Raw genomic sequence first — 17,125 nt, 5'->3', positions numbered from 1 at the left:
GTAATATTGTTGCGCAAACATGGTCCGAATTTGCCATATCATTCAACCAGAAAATGCCGCAACGCAGCAAACACCCCACCGTCACGGTGTATTAACCAATTTGCGGCAAGTTAGTCGCAAATTTGTTCCACTTGCCGACTGCGACGGACGATCAGCCGCGGTCATCGTCTCTCGCGGAAAGGTGAACCAAATGAAGCGTAATCTATTTCTGATGTCCTTCGGGATCGGCGCCATGATGCTGGCCGCCAACCATGCCAATGCCCAGTCGCGCAATTGCGCGCCACATGCCGCCGTTGTTGAACGGCTCGCTGCAAACTATGGCGAAAGCCGCCAATCCATCGGTCTTGGCAGCGACAATTCTGTGGTTGAGGTTTTTGCCTCCACCGAGACAGGCAGTTGGACCATTGTGGTCACGCGGCCCGGCGGCCCCAGCTGCCTTGTCGCTGCAGGCCAATCGTTCCAGCAAGTGGCAGAGGCGCTGCCAAATACCGATCAGGGCACCTGAAGCCACATCTGCTGGAGCCCGTCCCAGATCAATTTCAGGGACAACAGCAATAGTGCCCAGATCACGAGCCTGAAAAACAGTTTCTCCGGCACGATACGCACCAATCGCACACCGGCCAACACGGCCACGGCGGCGGGGATCATCAGGATCCCCGCCGTTTTCAGGTTCGCGACACTCAACTGCCCCAACAGGTAGTAAGGGATCAGTTTGATGACGTTGATATAGGCAAAGGCGACCGTCACCGTACCGACAAACGCAATCTTGGGCATGCGCAGCGGTAAGGTGAACACCTGATAAGGCACGGCCCCCGAATGGCTGACAAAACTGGTAAACCCCGTAATCGTCCCCCAGAACAGCCCCGGTCGCCAGCGCGGTTTGCGCGGGGGGCCATCTGCTGGGCGACGTAACATCAAACTTAGGGCAAAGACCGCGCCAATCAGACCCAGCAGCAGGGTGATCAATCCTTCCGAGACGATATTGACGGTCAAGTAGCCGATCAGAACACCTGGCGGCATGGCCACCATCATGATCCGCAGGACCGGCCAATCGAACAACTTGCGATAGGCAATCAACCCGAAAACATCCGAAACGATAAAAACCGGCAACAGCAGCCCTGCCGCTGCAACGGGCGAAATGACCAACGCCAGCACCGGGACCGCGAGCGCCGTGATCACCGGCACCCCACCTTTACCCAACCCGACAAAGACCGCTGCCACGAGGGCCGCCAACCAGAATACTGTCCCTTCCACCGGGCGTCCCTTTTGATCACACCTTTCGCTCCTAGACTTGCACCTGCGGCCCCAAAAGACTAGGCACACGGCCAAACCAACCAGGACAGGATTTGATCCCATGGCCAGACCCAAAATTGCCCTTATCGGTGCCGGACAGATCGGCGGCACGCTTGCGCACCTAGCTGCTGTCAAAGAGCTCGGCGACGTCATTCTTTTTGACATCGCCGAAGGCATCCCACAGGGCAAGGCACTCGATATCGCCGAATCTGGCCCGGCGGCCAAGTTTGACGGCAGCTTCAAAGGCACCAATGACTATGCGGATATCGCTGGCGCCGATGTCTGCATCGTCACCGCCGGTGTGCCTCGCAAACCGGGCATGTCGCGCGACGACCTTCTGGGTATCAACCTCAAGGTCATGAAATCGGTCGGCGAAGGCATCGCCGCCCACGCCCCCAATGCCTTTGTCATCTGTATCACCAACCCTCTCGACGCGATGGTCTGGGCACTGCGCGAATTCTCGGGCCTGCCCCATGAAAAGGTTTGTGGCATGGCCGGCGTGCTGGATAGTGCCCGCTTCCGTCACTTCCTTGCCGAAGAATTTGAAGTGTCAATGCGCGACGTCACCGCCTTTGTTCTGGGCGGCCACGGCGACACGATGGTGCCTCTGACACGGTATTCCACCGTCGCCGGTATTCCCCTGCCCGATCTGGTGCAAATGGGCTGGACCACACAGGAAAAACTGGATGCCATCGTGCAGCGGACCCGTGACGGCGGTGCCGAAATCGTGGGCCTGCTGAAAACCGGTTCCGCCTTCTACGCGCCCGCCACATCGGCCATCGAAATGGCCGAAGCATATCTGAAAGACCAAAAGCGGCTTCTGCCCTGCGCTGCCCATGTCGAGGGGGCCTATGGGCTTGATGGTTTCTATGTCGGCGTGCCGACGATCATCGGCGCAGGCGGCATCGAACGCGTGGTCGAAATCAAGATGAACAAGGACGAACAGGCCATGTTCGACAAATCTGTCGACGCGGTCAAAGGTCTGGTCGAGGCCTGCAAAGGGATCGACAGCAGCCTGGGCTAAACCTCGATCAATCCACTATTTTGAGAGGGCGCTCACCTGTGGGGCGCCCTTTTTCTTGCCGCTCTCCGCAAAAAATCATGTAACCCTCTTCCTATTTGCTAATTCGTGAACTATGTTCAATAATATGTTCATATGGAGCCAGATATGCCAAAACCCATTCCCTCACTGATCATTGCATCAGGCCTTGCCCTAGCAGCCCAAACCGCCACTGCCCAGGATTACAGCGCTCAATTCGGTGAGCTTGGCATCACCGGTACAGTCGCCACACTGTCTGACATCGAAAACCCGACACCGTCCGACCGGTTCGCGCTTGGCGGCGCGCTGTTCCTGCAGGGGATCGAGGCGACGTTTCAAGAACGCTACCGTGTCGGCCTGAACGACCTTGATATGGGTATTCCGGGGCTCAGCACCGAACTGAACTTCAACCCTAACCCCGATCCGTTCACACCAGACGTGATCACCAACCTGTTCCAACAGATCGGGACAAGCATGGATCAGGCGCAGCAGGCACTCTCGCCCATCACCGACACTGACGACGTTGCGGTCACACTGGACCTCAACCAGATCTGGTTCGACATCAACGCCAACGGTATCCGCGACGAAAACGAGGATCTGCTGCCTGTCATGGTCCCGCTTTTCGTCAGCCGGTGGCAAGTGCAGGACACGCTCGATGCCTTTGCGGCCGCCGGTGGTGCGCCAACGGTGACCTTTGATACCTCGGACGCCGCGTGGCTCCAGGCCTATACCCACGTCTTCTCAGGCACGGCCGAAATGGTGATTGCATTCGATCCCACCGATGTCATCGCCAAGGTTCAGACAAATGCCGCCACCATCGCAGAATTGCGTAACGGCCCCGCGCCGATGATGTTCATGTCGCCGCAGGACGAAGAACTGGCAGACCTCATCACAATCGTGCTTGGCGTGCTGGAACGGGAACCCGATCCGACCCACACTCGGGCGGCCCTTGATGATTTCCGTGCGGTGATCAGCCACAATCTGGCGTTTTGGGACCGAGTGCGCGCCGAAACCGACAATGATATGGAGTTCATCCCCAACGCTACGCAGGACAGCGCGCTCGGCCTGCTTTTCCCCGACAATATCGACAGCGCCTGGCAGGCCGTTCTGACCGAAGCGTCGATGGTGCTCGAAGGTGAGCTTTTGATCCCCCACTGGCGGACCGGCGACCAGGTTGGGATCAACCTCAACAAATGGCTGGAAAACCCATCTGCCCTAGATGTGATTGGCGTGATCGCAGGCTCTGATCTGGCCCCCTACATGGAGCGTGGACCGCTGGCGACCGGCGATGCCATGACACAATTTGACCGTGTGACAGGTGGCAACTTTGCGCTATTCGCCTTCACTCTGAATTAGAGCGCCGAAACTGGCGCCCTTTCAGCTGCTTCGAAGCCACGAGAATCCACGCCGGTGCAACAGCTCACCTCGTTCGGCCCATAGCCATGCGTCCAAGGCATCGGCCGACAGATCAGGCAATGCACCGGCAAAGCAGGTTCGCATCGCGTCCGCAGGGTCGAACCCTGCGCGCAACACCAACCCGTGATTGTCCAAAGCATCCAGCAAAGCCATATCCGCGACCTTCAGCAGATCATGCAACTCAGTCGCGCCTTTTGGGTCCGCCAGAACGCTTTCCATCTGCTGCTGCCGATGCGGTGGCGCAACCAGACCGTTATGAAAGGCGATCACCTTTGCCATCCTGACCAGCTTGTAGATCCAGTGCAGCGGGGTCAGCCCCTCGAAATGAAGCAACTCCAGCCCTTGCGCACGGGCCGAAATCAGCTCCGCCTCTGAACCCTGTTCTGGGCGCGGACGGTGGATGGAGATATCGAGGCCCCGCCCACACCGGCTGAACGCCTTACCAATCGTGTGGCCGGTCAGACCGCGCAGTGTCGGGCCGTTCCTGATCCCAAAAACCGCACTGCCATCATTCATGTCAGAACTGAACGGGCGGCGGAACACACCGGAAAAGATGCTTTCGCTCTCTGATCCGGCAACAAACATGCGTTCGGCCACCGGTACCGTCAGGCAATCTGCCGTATCTGCAGCCCCCGCAAGACAGTCGGCGACCGATTGAGACGGCCACAAAAACTCATCAGCGTCGATATGCAGCAGCCAATCGCTGCGTGTCTGTCGATAAGCCAGCGTGGCATTGCGGGCCTGCCGCACCTCTTGCTTGAAAGGGCGGCGGCGATCCAACCGCAACCAATGGGCCTCATCGCATCGCGCCACAACCACTTGCGGCTGCCCGGCAAACAGCGATATCGCCGGATCATCAGGCCGGTCAAAGTATACAAAGACTTCCGACGCGCCCAACGACAAATGCCAGGCCACAAACGCCTGCAACAGCGCTGGCGGCTCGTCCACGGTCGCGACCACGGACCATGTTGGGTCTGTTACACTCATCTGCCCTTGCCTATCAGCTTTGCGAATCTCTTCAAACCTTCCAAAATCGGCAGCAATACGCTCACAGTCGATATTTGTGATCACACGATGAAAAAGTGTGATCACAAATGTTCGAATATCCCGACTTCACGGATATTTGGGTTAGAATCCCTTAATTCCTTGTGCTCTAAGCAGATGAAACCGCAGCCATATTGGACCAGTCCTCATGAACATCCACGAATATCAGGCCAAAGCCCTTTTGCGCAGCTACGGCGCTCCCGTTTCCGATGGCCGCCCTGTCATGCGCGCTGAAGAAGCCAAGACCGCCGCTGGCGAACTCGACGGCCCGCTTTGGGTGGTCAAGGCACAGATCCACGCGGGCGGACGCGGCAAAGGCAAGTTCAAAGAGGCGGACGCGGGCGAAGCAGGCGGCGTGCGCCTCGCCAAATCGGTGGAAGAGGCCGCACAAGAAGCCAAGAAAATGCTCGGCCGCACGCTTGTGACGCACCAGACCGGGCCAGCAGGCAAACAGGTCAACCGCATCTATATCGAGGACGGATCGGGGATTGAAACCGAGATGTACCTCGCCCTGCTCGTCGATCGCCAAACGAGCCGCATCGGCTTCGTCTGTTCGACCGAAGGCGGCATGGATATCGAGGAAGTCGCGGCAAGCACCCCTGAAAAAATCCTGAATTTCACCGTTGATCCCGCAACCGGCTACCAACCGTTCCACGGACGGCGCGTCGCCTTTACACTGGGCCTCATCGGCAATCAGGTCAAGCAATGCGTCAAACTGATGGGCCAGCTTTACACAGCCTTTGTCGAAAAAGACATGGAGATGCTGGAGATCAACCCGCTGATCGTCACCGACAAGGGCGACCTGAAAGTGCTCGACGCCAAGGTCGCATTCGACGGTAACGCCGTCTACCGCCACGCCGATGTGGCCGCCCTGCGCGACGAGACCGAGGAAGACCCCAAGGAACTTGCCGCATCCAAGTTTGACCTCAACTACATCGCGCTTGACGGCGAAATCGGCTGCATGGTCAACGGCGCGGGCCTGGCCATGGCGACGATGGACATCATCAAGCTATATGGCGCCGAACCGGCCAACTTCCTCGACGTGGGCGGCGGGGCCACCAAGGAAAAAGTGACCGAGGCATTCAAGATCATCACCTCCGACCCCAACGTCAAAGGCATCCTGGTCAACATCTTCGGCGGCATCATGCGCTGCGACGTGATCGCCGAAGGCGTGGTCGCCGCGGTGAAAGAGGTGGGCCTGCAAGTACCGCTGGTCGTGCGTCTGGAAGGCACAAACGTGCAGCAGGGCAAGGACATCATCAACAATTCCGATGTGGATGTGATCGCTGCGGATGATCTGAAGGATGGGGCGCAGAAGATTGTGAAGGCGGTCAAGGGCTGATGAAGCTTTACGCTGCTTTAGCATTTGCCCTGCTTGTCAGTGCGTCCGCGCATGCTGAAGACGATCCGTCGTCGGAGGAAGCAACAAGGGCAGTCAATGCGCTTGCAATAGAAAGGTTCGGCAACATCTGTAGAGCCAACCTGAGCGATCCAGACGCAGCAAGAGCTGCAGCAGAAGCAGCAGGCTTTACCTTTGTGGGCACAGGAACCGGAATCGACGAAAGAGCAAATCTTACATTTCAGATCAACACTCACCCAACGCGTGCCATTGAATGCATAATTGTTAGAGGGCGTGTAGGTGCAGACTACAGCGCGAGGGATGATTTCTTTCGCAGCCTAGGATTTACACATCAGCGTGGCGTAGCTCAGATCGCAATTGACGGTGAAACATATGTATTCATGCATGTCAAAATGGGCGGCCAAATCTTCACAGTACTCATGGAATAAAAGGAACCTTTATGGCAATCCTCGTAAACGAAAACACCAAAGTCATCTGCCAGGGCCTCACCGGGTCCCAAGGCACGTTCCACTCTGAACAAGCCATTGCCTATGGCACCAAGATGGTCGGCGGCGTCACCCCCGGCAAGGGCGGCACGACGCATCTGGACCTGCCTGTATACAACTCGGTGCACGAGGCGAAGGCCAAGACCGAGGCCAACGCATCAGTCATCTACGTCCCCCCGCCCTTTGCGGCGGATAGTATCCTTGAGGCGATTGATGCCGAAATGGAACTGATCATCTGCATCACCGAAGGCATCCCCGTGCTCGACATGATGCGGGTCAAGCGGGCGCTGGAGGGCTCCGCCTCCCGCCTGATCGGCCCCAACTGCCCCGGCGTCATCACGCCCGACGCCTGCAAAATCGGGATCATGCCTGGCCATATCCACAAACGCGGGTCGGTCGGTGTTGTCTCCCGCTCTGGCACGCTGACTTATGAGGCGGTCAAACAGACCTCTGACAGCGGCCTTGGCCAATCTACCGCCGTCGGCATCGGCGGCGATCCGATCAAGGGGACCGAACATATCGACGTGCTGGACATGTTCCTTGACGACGACGAAACGCATTCGATGATCATGATCGGCGAAATCGGGGGCACAGCCGAGGAAGAAGCCGCCGAATTCCTGACCGAACAGAAAAAGAAAGGCCGCTGGAAACCCACCGCCGGTTTCATCGCCGGCCGCACCGCCCCTCCCGGCCGCCGCATGGGCCATGCTGGCGCCATCGTGGCCGGCGGCAAGGGCGACGCGGAAAGCAAGATCGAAGCCATGAAGAGCGCCGGGATCGTGGTGGCAGATAGCCCCGCGACACTGGGCGAGGCTGTACTGGAAGCGATTGGCTGATCAAAAAGCGAGGCCCCGGATCACGTCCGGGTCGCGTGCAACAGAAAAAACCCGTCCCGGGCTTGACCCGGGACCTCAAACAGGACCCCGCCATGGGACCGCTCGACGCCATCAAGACTTGCCTCGCCAAGTCCTTCCAGTTCAAAGGCCGCGCCTCGCGGGCGGAGTTCTGGTGGTTCATCGCACTTGCATGGATGGCAGTCACGGCCGCAACTTTCGCAGACCAGATACTCTTCCCCATCGGCCTTGGTCAAAAACCTGGTGTACCAGCCTATATTATCGCTCCGATTTTGCCAAAGCCTCTCACTTTCCTGGCCGCTGCCATAGCCATTCCAGCCAGCATCACTGTCAGCGTGCGCAGGCTGCATGATGCAGGTATGTCGGGGGCCTTGGTTCTGATCTCTGTCTTGATGATGCTTGGATATGGGGCAACTTACCGTTGGACATTTAGTGCGACATCAGTTGTGTCCGATGACCCATTTGCGTCCGTCGAAACCCTGACATCGAATTTCGACGTGACTGCTGATCGCCTGCAAACGACTAGCCCGTTTCTCAGATTTGCATCTTGGCTGATCATGGCTCTCCAAATGGCAATTCTCCTTTTATGTATCCGGCCCTCCAAACTTAGCTTGAACAAGTACGGCCCTAACCCCAATGAGGTCCCCCAATGACCGAACAACCTACCAACGACGTCTTCCACGCCTCCTCTTTCCTGCAAGGACACAACGCTGAATATGTCGAACAGCTTTATGCCCGCTACGCCGACAACCCCGGTGCGGTAGATGAACAATGGCAAGCTTTCTTCCGCTCGCTCGGTGACACCCCGGCAGACGCCAAGGCCGAGGCCACCGGCCCCAGTTGGGCCCGCGCGGACTGGCCACCGGCACCTGCGGATGATTTGACTGCCGCTCTTGACGGCCAATGGCCCGCCGAACCCGAGGCGGCGGGGAAAAAGATCAAGGACAAGGCCGCAGAGAAGGGCGTGAAACTTTCGGAAGAACAAGTCCGCGCCGCCGTGCTCGACAGCATCCGCGCGCTGATGATCATCCGCGCCTACCGGATCCGGGGCCACCTGATCGCTGACCTCGACCCGCTGGGCATGCGTGAAAACACGCCGCATCCCGAACTTGACCCGGCCTCCTACGGCTTCACCGCAGCCGACATGGACCGCCCGATCTTTATCGACAATGTCCTCGGCCTCGAAATGGCGACGATGAACGAGATTATCGCCATCGTGCAACGCACTTATTGCGGCACCTTCGCCCTGCAATACATGCATATCTCCAACCCCGAAGAGGCCGGTTGGCTGAAAGAGCGGATCGAAGGCTACGGTAAGGAAATCGCTTTCACCAAGAACGGCCGCAAAGCGATCCTGAACTCCCTTGTCGAGGCAGAGGGTTTCGAAAAATTCCTCCATGTCAAATACATGGGCACAAAGCGGTTCGGGCTTGATGGCGGCGAAAGCCTGATCCCCGCGATGGAACAGATCATCAAGCGCGGCGGGCAGCTGGGGCTTGAGGATATCGTGATCGGCATGCCCCACCGGGGTCGCCTCTCTGTCCTCGCTAACGTGATGGAAAAACCCTACCGCGCGATTTTCAATGAATTCCAGGGCGGGTCGTTCAAACCCGAAGACGTGGACGGCTCCGGCGACGTGAAATATCACCTCGGCGCGTCCAGTGACCGGACATTCGACGACAACACCGTGCATTTGTCACTCACTGCAAACCCCAGCCACCTTGAGGCCGTAAACCCGGTTGTTCTGGGCAAGGTCCGCGCCAAGCAAGACCAGAAACACGACACCGACCGGACAAAGGTTATGGCGATCCTGCTACATGGCGATGCGGCTTTTGCAGGTCAGGGTGTGGTCGCCGAAGGGTTCGGCCTGTCCGGCCTGCGCGGTCACAAGACCGGCGGCACCATGCATATCGTGGTCAACAACCAGATCGGGTTTACCACCGCACCGCATTTTTCGCGCTCATCGCCCTACCCCACCGACATCGCCCTGATGGTCGAGGCGCCGATTTTCCACGTCAATGGCGACGATCCAGAGGCGGTCGTGCATGCCGCCCGTGTCGCCACCGAATTCCGTCAGAAATTCCACAAGGACGTTGTACTGGATATTATCTGCTACCGCCGGTTTGGGCACAACGAGGGTGATGAGCCGATGTTCACCAACCCGTTGATGTACAAGAAGATCAAGAAACAGAAGACGACGCTGACGCTATATACCGAACGACTGGTCAAAGACGGGCTGATCCCCGAAGGCGAGATCGAGGATATGAAGGCCGCCTTCCAGGTGCATCTGAACGAGGAATTCGAGGCCGGCAAATCCTACAAACCGAACAAGGCCGACTGGCTCGATGGCAAATGGTCCCATCTCGACCGCAAGGAAGAGGATTATCAGCGCGGCGCCACTGCCATCGAAGAAAAGACCTTTGATGAGGTGGGCAAGGCGCTTAGCAAAGCGCCTGACAACTTCCCGCTGCACAAAACCGTCGCCCGTCTGCTCGATGCCAAGGCCAAGATGTTCGAAACCGGTGAGGGGATTGACTGGGCCACGGGCGAAGCGCTGGCCTTCGGCTCACTCCTGACCGAAGGGTACCCGGTACGGCTTGCCGGGCAGGACTCGGCCCGCGGCACGTTCAGCCAACGGCATTCAGGACTTGTGAACCAGGAAACCGAAGAACGGTATTACCCGCTCAACAATATCCGCGACGGTCAGGCGCATTATGAGGTCATCGACTCGATGCTCTCGGAATACGCGGTTCTTGGTTTCGAATATGGCTACTCCCTTGCCGAACCAAACGCGCTGACCCTGTGGGAGGCGCAGTTTGGCGATTTCGCCAATGGCGCGCAGATCATGTTTGATCAGTTCATTTCCTCGGGCGAAAGCAAATGGCTGCGCATGTCCGGCCTCGTTTGCCTGCTGCCCCACGGCTATGAAGGGCAAGGGCCTGAACATTCCAGTGCACGTCTGGAACGGTTCCTGACTATGTGTGGCGGCGATAACTGGATCGTGGCCAATTGCACCACACCGGCCAATTATTTCCACCTGCTAAGGCGCCAGCTACACCGGACATTCCGCAAACCGCTGATCCTGATGACCCCCAAATCACTACTGCGGCACAAACTGGCGGTGTCCAAGAAAGAAGAATTCACCACCGGGTCTTCTTTCCACCGGGTGCTGTGGGATGATGCCCAGCACGGTAACTCCGACACCAAACTGGCCGCCGATAGCAAGATCAAGCGGGTCATCATGTGCTCGGGCAAAGTCTATTTCGACCTGCTGGAAGAGCGTGACAAGCGCGGGATCAAGGATATCTACATCCTGCGGTTCGAACAGTTCTACCCGTTCCCAGCCCAATCAGCGGTCAATGAACTCGAACGATTCAAGAATGCCGAAATGATCTGGTGCCAGGAAGAGCCCAAGAATCAGGGAGCCTGGTCGTTCATGGAACCAAATCTTGAGTGGGTCCTGACCCGGATCGGCGCAAAGTACACACGCCCTGTCTATGCAGGCCGCGCCGCTGCGGCGTCGCCCGCCACCGGGCTCGCCAGCCAGCACAAAGCACAACAAGAGGCGCTCGTGAACGACGCCCTGACCATCGAAGGAAACAAGTAATGAGCACCGAAGTCCGCGTCCCCACCCTTGGCGAATCCGTGACCGAGGCCACAGTCGCCACATGGTTCAAGCAACCCGGCGATGCCGTCGCTGTCGATGAAATGCTGTGCGAACTGGAAACCGACAAGGTCACGGTCGAGGTGCCAAGCCCCGTTGCCGGCACCCTGTCGGAAATCGTGGCGGCTGAGGGGGAGACCGTCGGTGTCGACGCCCTGCTTGCCCAAATCGCCGAAGGCGACGCCGCGCCGGCCCCCAAAGCCGAAGCGCCAAAAGCAGAAGCCAAGGCCGAAGCTGCACCTGCCCCTACAAAGGCGGCCAAAGATGTCGAAGACGCCCCATCGGCCAAAAAACTGATGGCCGAAAACGACCTGACTGACGTGCAAGGCACCGGCAAGGATGGCCGCGTGATGAAAGAGGACGTGTTGAACGCGCTGGCTGGCAAATCAGAGGCACCCGCCCCTGCCCCGGCCCCGCGCGCGCCCGTCCCAGCCGATCAGGCCGACCGCGAGGAACGGGTCAAGATGACCCGTCTGCGCCAGACCATCGCCAAGCGTCTGAAAGACAGCCAGAACACCGCCGCCATGCTGACCACCTATAACGAGGTCGACATGACCGAGGTCATGGAATTGCGCAATGAGTACAAGGACCTGTTCCTCAAGAAACACGGCGTGAAACTCGGCTTCATGTCCTTCTTCACCAAGGCCTGCTGCCATGCCCTGAAAGAGGTGCCAGAGGTCAACGCCGAAATCGACGGCACCGATGTGGTCTACAAAAACTACGTCAATATGGGGATCGCCGCTGGCACACCCACCGGGCTTGTGGTCCCCGTGATCAATGACGCCGACCAGATGTCATTCGCCACCATCGAAAAATCCATCGCCGAAATGGGCGCAAAAGCCCGCGACGGCAAGCTGAGCATGGCCGAAATGCAAGGCGGCACGTTCACCATCTCTAACGGCGGCGTCTACGGCTCGCTCATGTCCTCGCCTATTCTGAACCCGCCCCAATCTGGCATCCTCGGCATGCACAAAATCCAGGATCGCCCCATGGCCATCGGCGGCCAAGTCGTGATCCGGCCCATGATGTATCTGGCCCTCAGCTACGACCACCGGATCGTCGACGGCAAAGGGGCGGTCACGTTCCTCGTGCGTGTGAAAGAAGCGCTTGAGGACCCACGGCGGTTGCTGATGGATTTGTAATCAAAAAGGTTGCCAGGTTATGTTCATTCTAAATTATATCGCAGCATTGTTGATACCTGTAGACAATCCACCAACCAATACGAGTGATGCAGAAATTGACCAATTTACTAACGTCGAGAGCTCAGAGGCAGGTGCTGTTGGCTACGTAGTCCCATCCCGGCTAAACCGCCGGACCTGTCCGTCTTCAAACTGTGGTGTTGTTGGACAGCTATTTGGACGCGAAAAAGTGACCATTCTTGAGAACAAGAATGGGTGGGTTAGAATTACCGAATACTATGATGCAAGTTGTAGGAGAGGTATCTCCGAATACGTTGACTCTGGAAATGCAGCCTGCGTGACGGACAACGGCGTTACCGATGGCAGATTTGCGGAGTGGATTTCCGCAGATTTCATCTCTACAGAAATACCGGAAGACCCATCCGACAGTGCTGACAGTTCGGAGGAGCTAGTTGCTCAGTCTGATGACTTTGGCCTATTTCACGAACAATTCGTTGAAGCCGCGAACGAACTGATCGAAAGTGGCCGGTGTTCAAGAGCTGACTTTATCGACGGCGGTGGATGGTTAAAGTCGACCTCTCAGGGACAAAATATTTATTTCGCTTACTGCGGAGAGCTTACAAGGGCTAACCGGCTATATCTTGATGTGTCGAATGGAAGAATCTTCCAATAGTCAATCTTGAGTTGGCACTTCAGACCTGAGCACTTCGTTGGATCGCAATGACCCGCCTCCCCAAACCTATCGCTCTTTTGATCCTGCTCGGCCTCTGCAGCTTCTGCTACACGCAAGTCATGCTCCGCACCGGCTCCGGCACCCCACCACCGATGGCGCCGGCCGAGCAACAGGCCGACGCGATCCTTGTGGACAAGAGCGACCGGCAAATGACCCTCCTGCGGGATGGTGACCCGATCCGTACCTACCAAATCTCCATGGGCGGCAACCCCCAAGGCCACAAAACTCAGGAAGGCGACGAACGCACGCCCGAAGGCACCTACATAATCGACTGGCGCAATCAAGACTCCATCGCGCATCTGTCGCTCCACATTTCCTACCCCAATGCCGATGACATCGCCCAGGCCGAAGCGCGCGGTGTCTCGCCCGGCGGTAACATCATGATCCACGGCATCCTGAACGGCTGGGGCTTCCTCGGGCCGCTGCAAAGCTACTGGGATTGGACAGACGGCTGCATCGCCGTCACCAATGCCGAGATGCGCGAAATCTGGTCGCTCGTGCCCAATGGCACACCGATCACAATCCGGAACTGACATGCGCGCAGCCTACCGACACGCCATCACCAAACGCCGCGCCTTTCGGCTGCCCGGATACAAGACATTGGCCGATGCGGAGATGGAGGGCGATTGGGTCTCACCCATCCAGATGACTTCCGGCAATCCCGACGGCCCAATGTTCATCTCAAAAGACTGGCTCGACTATCCTTCGGCCATCGCAAACCACACGCAGCTACGCAAAACCGGCTACCTGCCTGACAATCCGTTCAACAAGGTCATGGACAAGGTGCTGGCGCGAGCAAACCTGACACGCGCCGATATCTACATCACCCCCGTCTTTCACCTGCTGACCGCGCGGCGCTCCTCGACCATCCCACCCGCCGATGCCCGTGCATCCTTCGAGGCCGTTGTGCGGCACGAACTCATGGGCCGTCGCCCTATCGCTTTGGGAACAGACGCCGCGCGCGTCTTGCACCATTTCGGCATCGCACATATCAAGACATTACACCCGTCTGCCCGGACGGGCAGCTTTGACCAAAAAGCAGATCAGATCAGCGAGGCACTTCTGGCCGCATGACCCCGGAACTCACCGTACTAGCCCTCGCAGCACTGCTGCAGGGCCTTCAATTCGTCCTCATGGCCGTGCCGGCCAATCTGGAACTCGGGCCGGGCAAGACCATGTCGCCCCGCGACCAAAGCAGGCTTGGCAAGCCCATTGGCGAATTGCTCAGCGACAGGACAGGCCGCCTGCTGCGCGCGCTCAACAACCATTTTGAGGCGCTGATCCTGTTCACCATCGCCGTTCTGGTCGTCAGCCTGGGTGACAAGAACACCGGGCTGACCGCCGCCTGCGCGTGGACTTATCTGGGGGCACGTATCCTCTATGTGCCTGCCTACTACTTTGGCCTGATGCCATGGCGCTCGCTTATCTGGTTGGTGGGGTTTCTCTCGACCATGCTCATGATAGTGTCGGCCCTGATTTGACAGATATGCCCGACACAAATCCGACGTTTGTCCGACGCAAGTCCGACACACCAAAATGACTAAAGGAGAACCCATGTCCAGCTATGATGTGATTGTAATCGGTGCCGGCCCCGGCGGCTATGTCTGCGCCATCAGATGCGCCCAACTGGGCATGAAAGTGGCCTGTGTCGAAGGCCGTGAAACGCTGGGCGGCACCTGCCTGAACGTCGGCTGTATCCCCTCCAAGGCCATGCTGCACGCCAGCCATATGCTGCACGAGGCCGAACACAACTTTGCTGACATGGGCCTGAAGGGAAAAGCACCTTCCGTCGACTGGAAACAGATGTTGGCCTATAAGGAAACCACCATCGCCCAGAACACCGGCGGCATCGAATTTCTGTTCAAAAAGAACAAGGTAGACTGGATCAAGGGTTGGGCCTCGATACCTGAGGCGGGCAAAGTCAAGGTGGGTAATGACATCCACGAGGCCAAACATATCGTCATTGCCTCCGGGTCCGAGGCGTCATCCCTGCCCGGTGTCGACGTCGATGAAAAAACCGTTGTGACATCCACCGGCGCGCTGGAATTGCCCAAAATCCCCAAAAAAATGGTGGTGATCGGTGCCGGTGTTATCGGTCTTGAACTTGGTTCGGTGTACGCGCGCCTCGGGGCCGAGGTGCAAGTCATCGAATTTCTTGATCACATCACCCCCGGCATGGACGCTGAAATCGCCAAGACCTTTCAGAGAATGCTGAAAAAGCAAGGCCTTAACTTTACACTCGGCGCCGCCGTCCAGGGTGTTGCCGTTAAAGGCGGCAAAGCCAAGGTGACCTACAAGCTGCGCAAGGATGACAGCGAACATGTGATGGACGCCGACACTGTGCTCGTCGCCACAGGCCGCAAGCCTTACACCCAAGGATTGGGTTTGGACGCTTTGGCTGTTGAGGTGTCGGAACGCGGGCAAATCAAAACGGATGGCCGTTATGCCACGAATATCAAAGGAATTTACGCCATTGGCGATGCGATCGACGGCCCGATGCTTGCCCATAAAGCCGAGGATGAAGGTATGGCGATCGCCGAAGGCATCGCGGGGCAACACCCGCATGTGAATTACGGCGCGATCCCTGGGGTGATCTACACCCACCCCGAGGTGGCCAATGTTGGCGAAACCGAAGAAACCCTGAAGGAACAAGGGCGTGCCTATAAGGTCGGCAAGTTCCCTTTCATGGGCAACGCCCGTGCCAAGGCCAATTTCGCTGGCGAAGGTTTTGTCAAAATTCTGGCTGATAAGGAAACCGACCGAATCCTCGGCGCGCATATCATTGGCCCCATGGCCGGCGACCTGATCCACGAAATCTGCGTCGCGATGGAATTCGGCGCTGCGGCAGAAGACCTCGCGCGGACCTGCCACGCCCATCCGACCTATTCAGAGGCAGTGCGCGAAGCAGCTCTAGCCTGTGGCGACGGGGCCATTCACGCCTAGGGATCGACCCGCGCCGGGGCTTTGTCCTGGCGCGGTTCCTCATTCACTGTCAGCGACTTGCCCGTCTTTATCTTGTTGAAGATATTGCGAAACGGGATGAAATACAGCTTCCAAACAGACGTATATTCGGACTCTTCAACGCCGTAGATCCCGAACTTCACATCCTTGTTGTCCTCAGGCATTTCATAGGTCCGGAACAAAACGTCCCAGAGCGGGAACAGGAATGCAAAATTCTTGTCAAGATGATCGGGATGGCAGCTATGATGCACATGGTGGTGCGCTGGCGAGGGAAACACCATCGACCATCGTCCGGGCCAGCGCAGCCAGATGTGTGAATGACGCAGGTGATAACCGCCGATGTTGAAAAGGAAAATCAACACGGGAATTCCGAGAACAGAGGGCATGTTGGGCAAGTAACCCAAGAAAACATTCACGCTGCCGAGCACGATACCGTAGACAGAGCCAATCCCCAGAGCATAGACCACGTTGTCGAACGGGTGTTCCCTGAAGTTCGATATCGGGTGCATCACTTCGGGGCTGTGATGAACCTTGTGAAACTCCCAAAGAAGCGGGATCTTATGTTGCAGATAGTGAATGTAGAAAGCGGCAAAATCTGTAAAGGCTATCACAACGAACATGTAAGCAAGCGATATCAATATGTCCCAGAATCCTGGAAGCTCCGACCCTATGATAACGCCGACCAAGCTAGTACCGCCAGTCACCCAATGAAACACAACAGCTATAGTTGCACCTGTCAGCCCTACGTAGAGCAGTTTCCCAGTGAATTGATGCACAAGGAAAAATCTCAGATCCAGCCAAGCTGACGGGTGGCCCCAAACAGCCTTTGGCATCAAAAACCGCAGAAACGATCCAAAAGTACGCGGCTCGGTCGCCGTTGTGGATTTGCTGTATCGATAATAGACACCGTAAGCGAATAAAACACCAGAGCACAGATAAAGCCAATAGAGCCGCCCGCCAGAGTCAAACGGCATGTTCAAGAGAGCCCAGAAACGATCTGATAGCACCCCAAAAGTAGCTGAAAAAAGACCGGCGATTGTTTCCATAAAGGCAGATATCCATAAGATATGCGTCAGTACGTTCCTGTATAAGCAACACTATGGCAACATTTCAGCGCAATTGCGGCGAAGGGAAATG

At 57.4% G+C, this 17,125-nt stretch carries 17 protein-coding genes; 14 read left to right on the top strand and 3 right to left on the bottom strand.

Features of this window, described 5'->3' with window-relative positions; all coding sequences use genetic code 11:
- The first annotated feature begins 190 nt into the window (after nucleotides 1-190).
- The gene (locus ACFWW2_RS09250) at nucleotides 191-505 is read left to right on the top strand and encodes a hypothetical protein (RefSeq protein WP_393927690.1); all 315 of its coding nucleotides are present in this window, start codon (nucleotides 191-193) and stop codon (nucleotides 503-505) included.
- Here the strand turns inward: ACFWW2_RS09250 and ACFWW2_RS09245 are convergent.
- Complete coding sequence (locus ACFWW2_RS09245) at nucleotides 493-1,254, bottom strand: sulfite exporter TauE/SafE family protein (protein ID WP_393927689.1); 762 nt, start codon at nucleotides 1,252-1,254, stop codon at nucleotides 493-495. The two genes, ACFWW2_RS09250 and ACFWW2_RS09245, sit on opposite strands and share 13 nt — an antisense overlap.
- 100 nt (nucleotides 1,255-1,354) lie before the next feature.
- Between ACFWW2_RS09245 and mdh the strand changes: the two genes are divergently transcribed.
- Entirely contained in the window at nucleotides 1,355-2,317 is a 963-nt protein-coding gene (mdh, locus tag ACFWW2_RS09240; RefSeq protein WP_393927688.1) for a malate dehydrogenase, read from the top strand.
- A 144-nt stretch (nucleotides 2,318-2,461) separates the two neighbouring features.
- Nucleotides 2,462-3,688, top strand: a complete 1,227-nt coding sequence (locus ACFWW2_RS09235) for a hypothetical protein (RefSeq protein ID WP_393927687.1) — start codon at nucleotides 2,462-2,464, stop codon at nucleotides 3,686-3,688.
- A gap of 21 nt (nucleotides 3,689-3,709) precedes the next feature.
- On the opposite strand, the gene ACFWW2_RS09230 is transcribed toward ACFWW2_RS09235, so the two are convergent.
- Complete coding sequence (locus ACFWW2_RS09230; protein ID WP_393927686.1) at nucleotides 3,710-4,735, bottom strand: glycosyltransferase family 2 protein; 1,026 nt, start codon at nucleotides 4,733-4,735, stop codon at nucleotides 3,710-3,712.
- Between the two features lie 205 nt (nucleotides 4,736-4,940).
- On the opposite strand from ACFWW2_RS09230, the gene sucC reads away from it, so the two are divergent.
- The 11 genes from sucC to lpdA all read left to right on the top strand — a co-directional run bounded on the left by sucC (nucleotide 4,941) and on the right by lpdA (nucleotide 15,970).
- Nucleotides 4,941-6,134: an ADP-forming succinate--CoA ligase subunit beta gene (gene sucC, locus ACFWW2_RS09225; RefSeq protein WP_393927685.1), complete on the top strand. Its 1,194-nt coding sequence runs from the start codon at nucleotides 4,941-4,943 to the stop codon at nucleotides 6,132-6,134.
- Complete coding sequence (locus ACFWW2_RS09220) at nucleotides 6,134-6,580, top strand: hypothetical protein (RefSeq protein ID WP_393927683.1); 447 nt, start codon at nucleotides 6,134-6,136, stop codon at nucleotides 6,578-6,580. The genes sucC and ACFWW2_RS09220 overlap by 1 nt, the downstream gene beginning before the upstream one ends.
- Nucleotides 6,581-6,591: 11 nt before the next feature.
- A complete protein-coding gene (gene sucD, locus ACFWW2_RS09215; protein WP_393927681.1) occupies nucleotides 6,592-7,473 on the top strand; it encodes a succinate--CoA ligase subunit alpha in 882 nt (293 codons plus the stop codon).
- Between the two features lie 92 nt (nucleotides 7,474-7,565).
- Nucleotides 7,566-8,144, top strand: coding sequence for a DUF805 domain-containing protein (locus ACFWW2_RS09210; protein WP_393927679.1), 579 nt, complete (start codon nucleotides 7,566-7,568; stop codon nucleotides 8,142-8,144).
- Entirely contained in the window at nucleotides 8,141-11,098 is a 2,958-nt protein-coding gene (locus ACFWW2_RS09205; protein ID WP_393927677.1) for a 2-oxoglutarate dehydrogenase E1 component, read from the top strand. The genes ACFWW2_RS09210 and ACFWW2_RS09205 overlap by 4 nt, the downstream gene beginning before the upstream one ends.
- Nucleotides 11,098-12,297: a 2-oxoglutarate dehydrogenase complex dihydrolipoyllysine-residue succinyltransferase gene (odhB, locus tag ACFWW2_RS09200; RefSeq protein WP_393927676.1), complete on the top strand. Its 1,200-nt coding sequence runs from the start codon at nucleotides 11,098-11,100 to the stop codon at nucleotides 12,295-12,297. Before ACFWW2_RS09205 ends, odhB begins: the two co-directional genes overlap by 1 nt.
- A 19-nt stretch (nucleotides 12,298-12,316) precedes the next feature.
- On the top strand, nucleotides 12,317-12,967 hold the full coding sequence (locus ACFWW2_RS09195) for an SH3 domain-containing protein (protein ID WP_393927674.1): 651 nt from the start codon (nucleotides 12,317-12,319) through the stop codon (nucleotides 12,965-12,967).
- A gap of 47 nt (nucleotides 12,968-13,014) precedes the next feature.
- A complete protein-coding gene (locus ACFWW2_RS09190) occupies nucleotides 13,015-13,560 on the top strand; it encodes a murein L,D-transpeptidase family protein (protein WP_393927673.1) in 546 nt (181 codons plus the stop codon).
- 1 nt (nucleotide 13,561) lies between these two features.
- Complete coding sequence (locus ACFWW2_RS09185; protein WP_393927671.1) at nucleotides 13,562-14,101, top strand: hypothetical protein; 540 nt, start codon at nucleotides 13,562-13,564, stop codon at nucleotides 14,099-14,101.
- The gene (locus ACFWW2_RS09180; protein ID WP_393927670.1) at nucleotides 14,098-14,508 is read left to right on the top strand and encodes an MAPEG family protein; all 411 of its coding nucleotides are present in this window, start codon (nucleotides 14,098-14,100) and stop codon (nucleotides 14,506-14,508) included. Before ACFWW2_RS09185 ends, ACFWW2_RS09180 begins: the two co-directional genes overlap by 4 nt.
- 73 nt (nucleotides 14,509-14,581) lie before the next feature.
- Nucleotides 14,582-15,970: a dihydrolipoyl dehydrogenase gene (gene lpdA, locus ACFWW2_RS09175; protein WP_393927669.1), complete on the top strand. Its 1,389-nt coding sequence runs from the start codon at nucleotides 14,582-14,584 to the stop codon at nucleotides 15,968-15,970.
- Here the strand turns inward: lpdA and ACFWW2_RS09170 are convergent.
- Entirely contained in the window at nucleotides 15,967-17,034 is a 1,068-nt protein-coding gene (locus ACFWW2_RS09170) for a sterol desaturase family protein (RefSeq protein ID WP_393927668.1), read from the bottom strand. The genes lpdA and ACFWW2_RS09170 overlap by 4 nt on opposite strands.
- Nucleotides 17,035-17,125 lie beyond the last annotated feature (91 nt).

Source organism: Yoonia sp. R2-816, from assembly GCF_046762905.1.
Classification (GTDB): Bacteria; Pseudomonadota; Alphaproteobacteria; order Rhodobacterales; family Rhodobacteraceae; genus Yoonia.
This window is presented reverse-complemented; position numbering and strand designations above follow the sequence as displayed.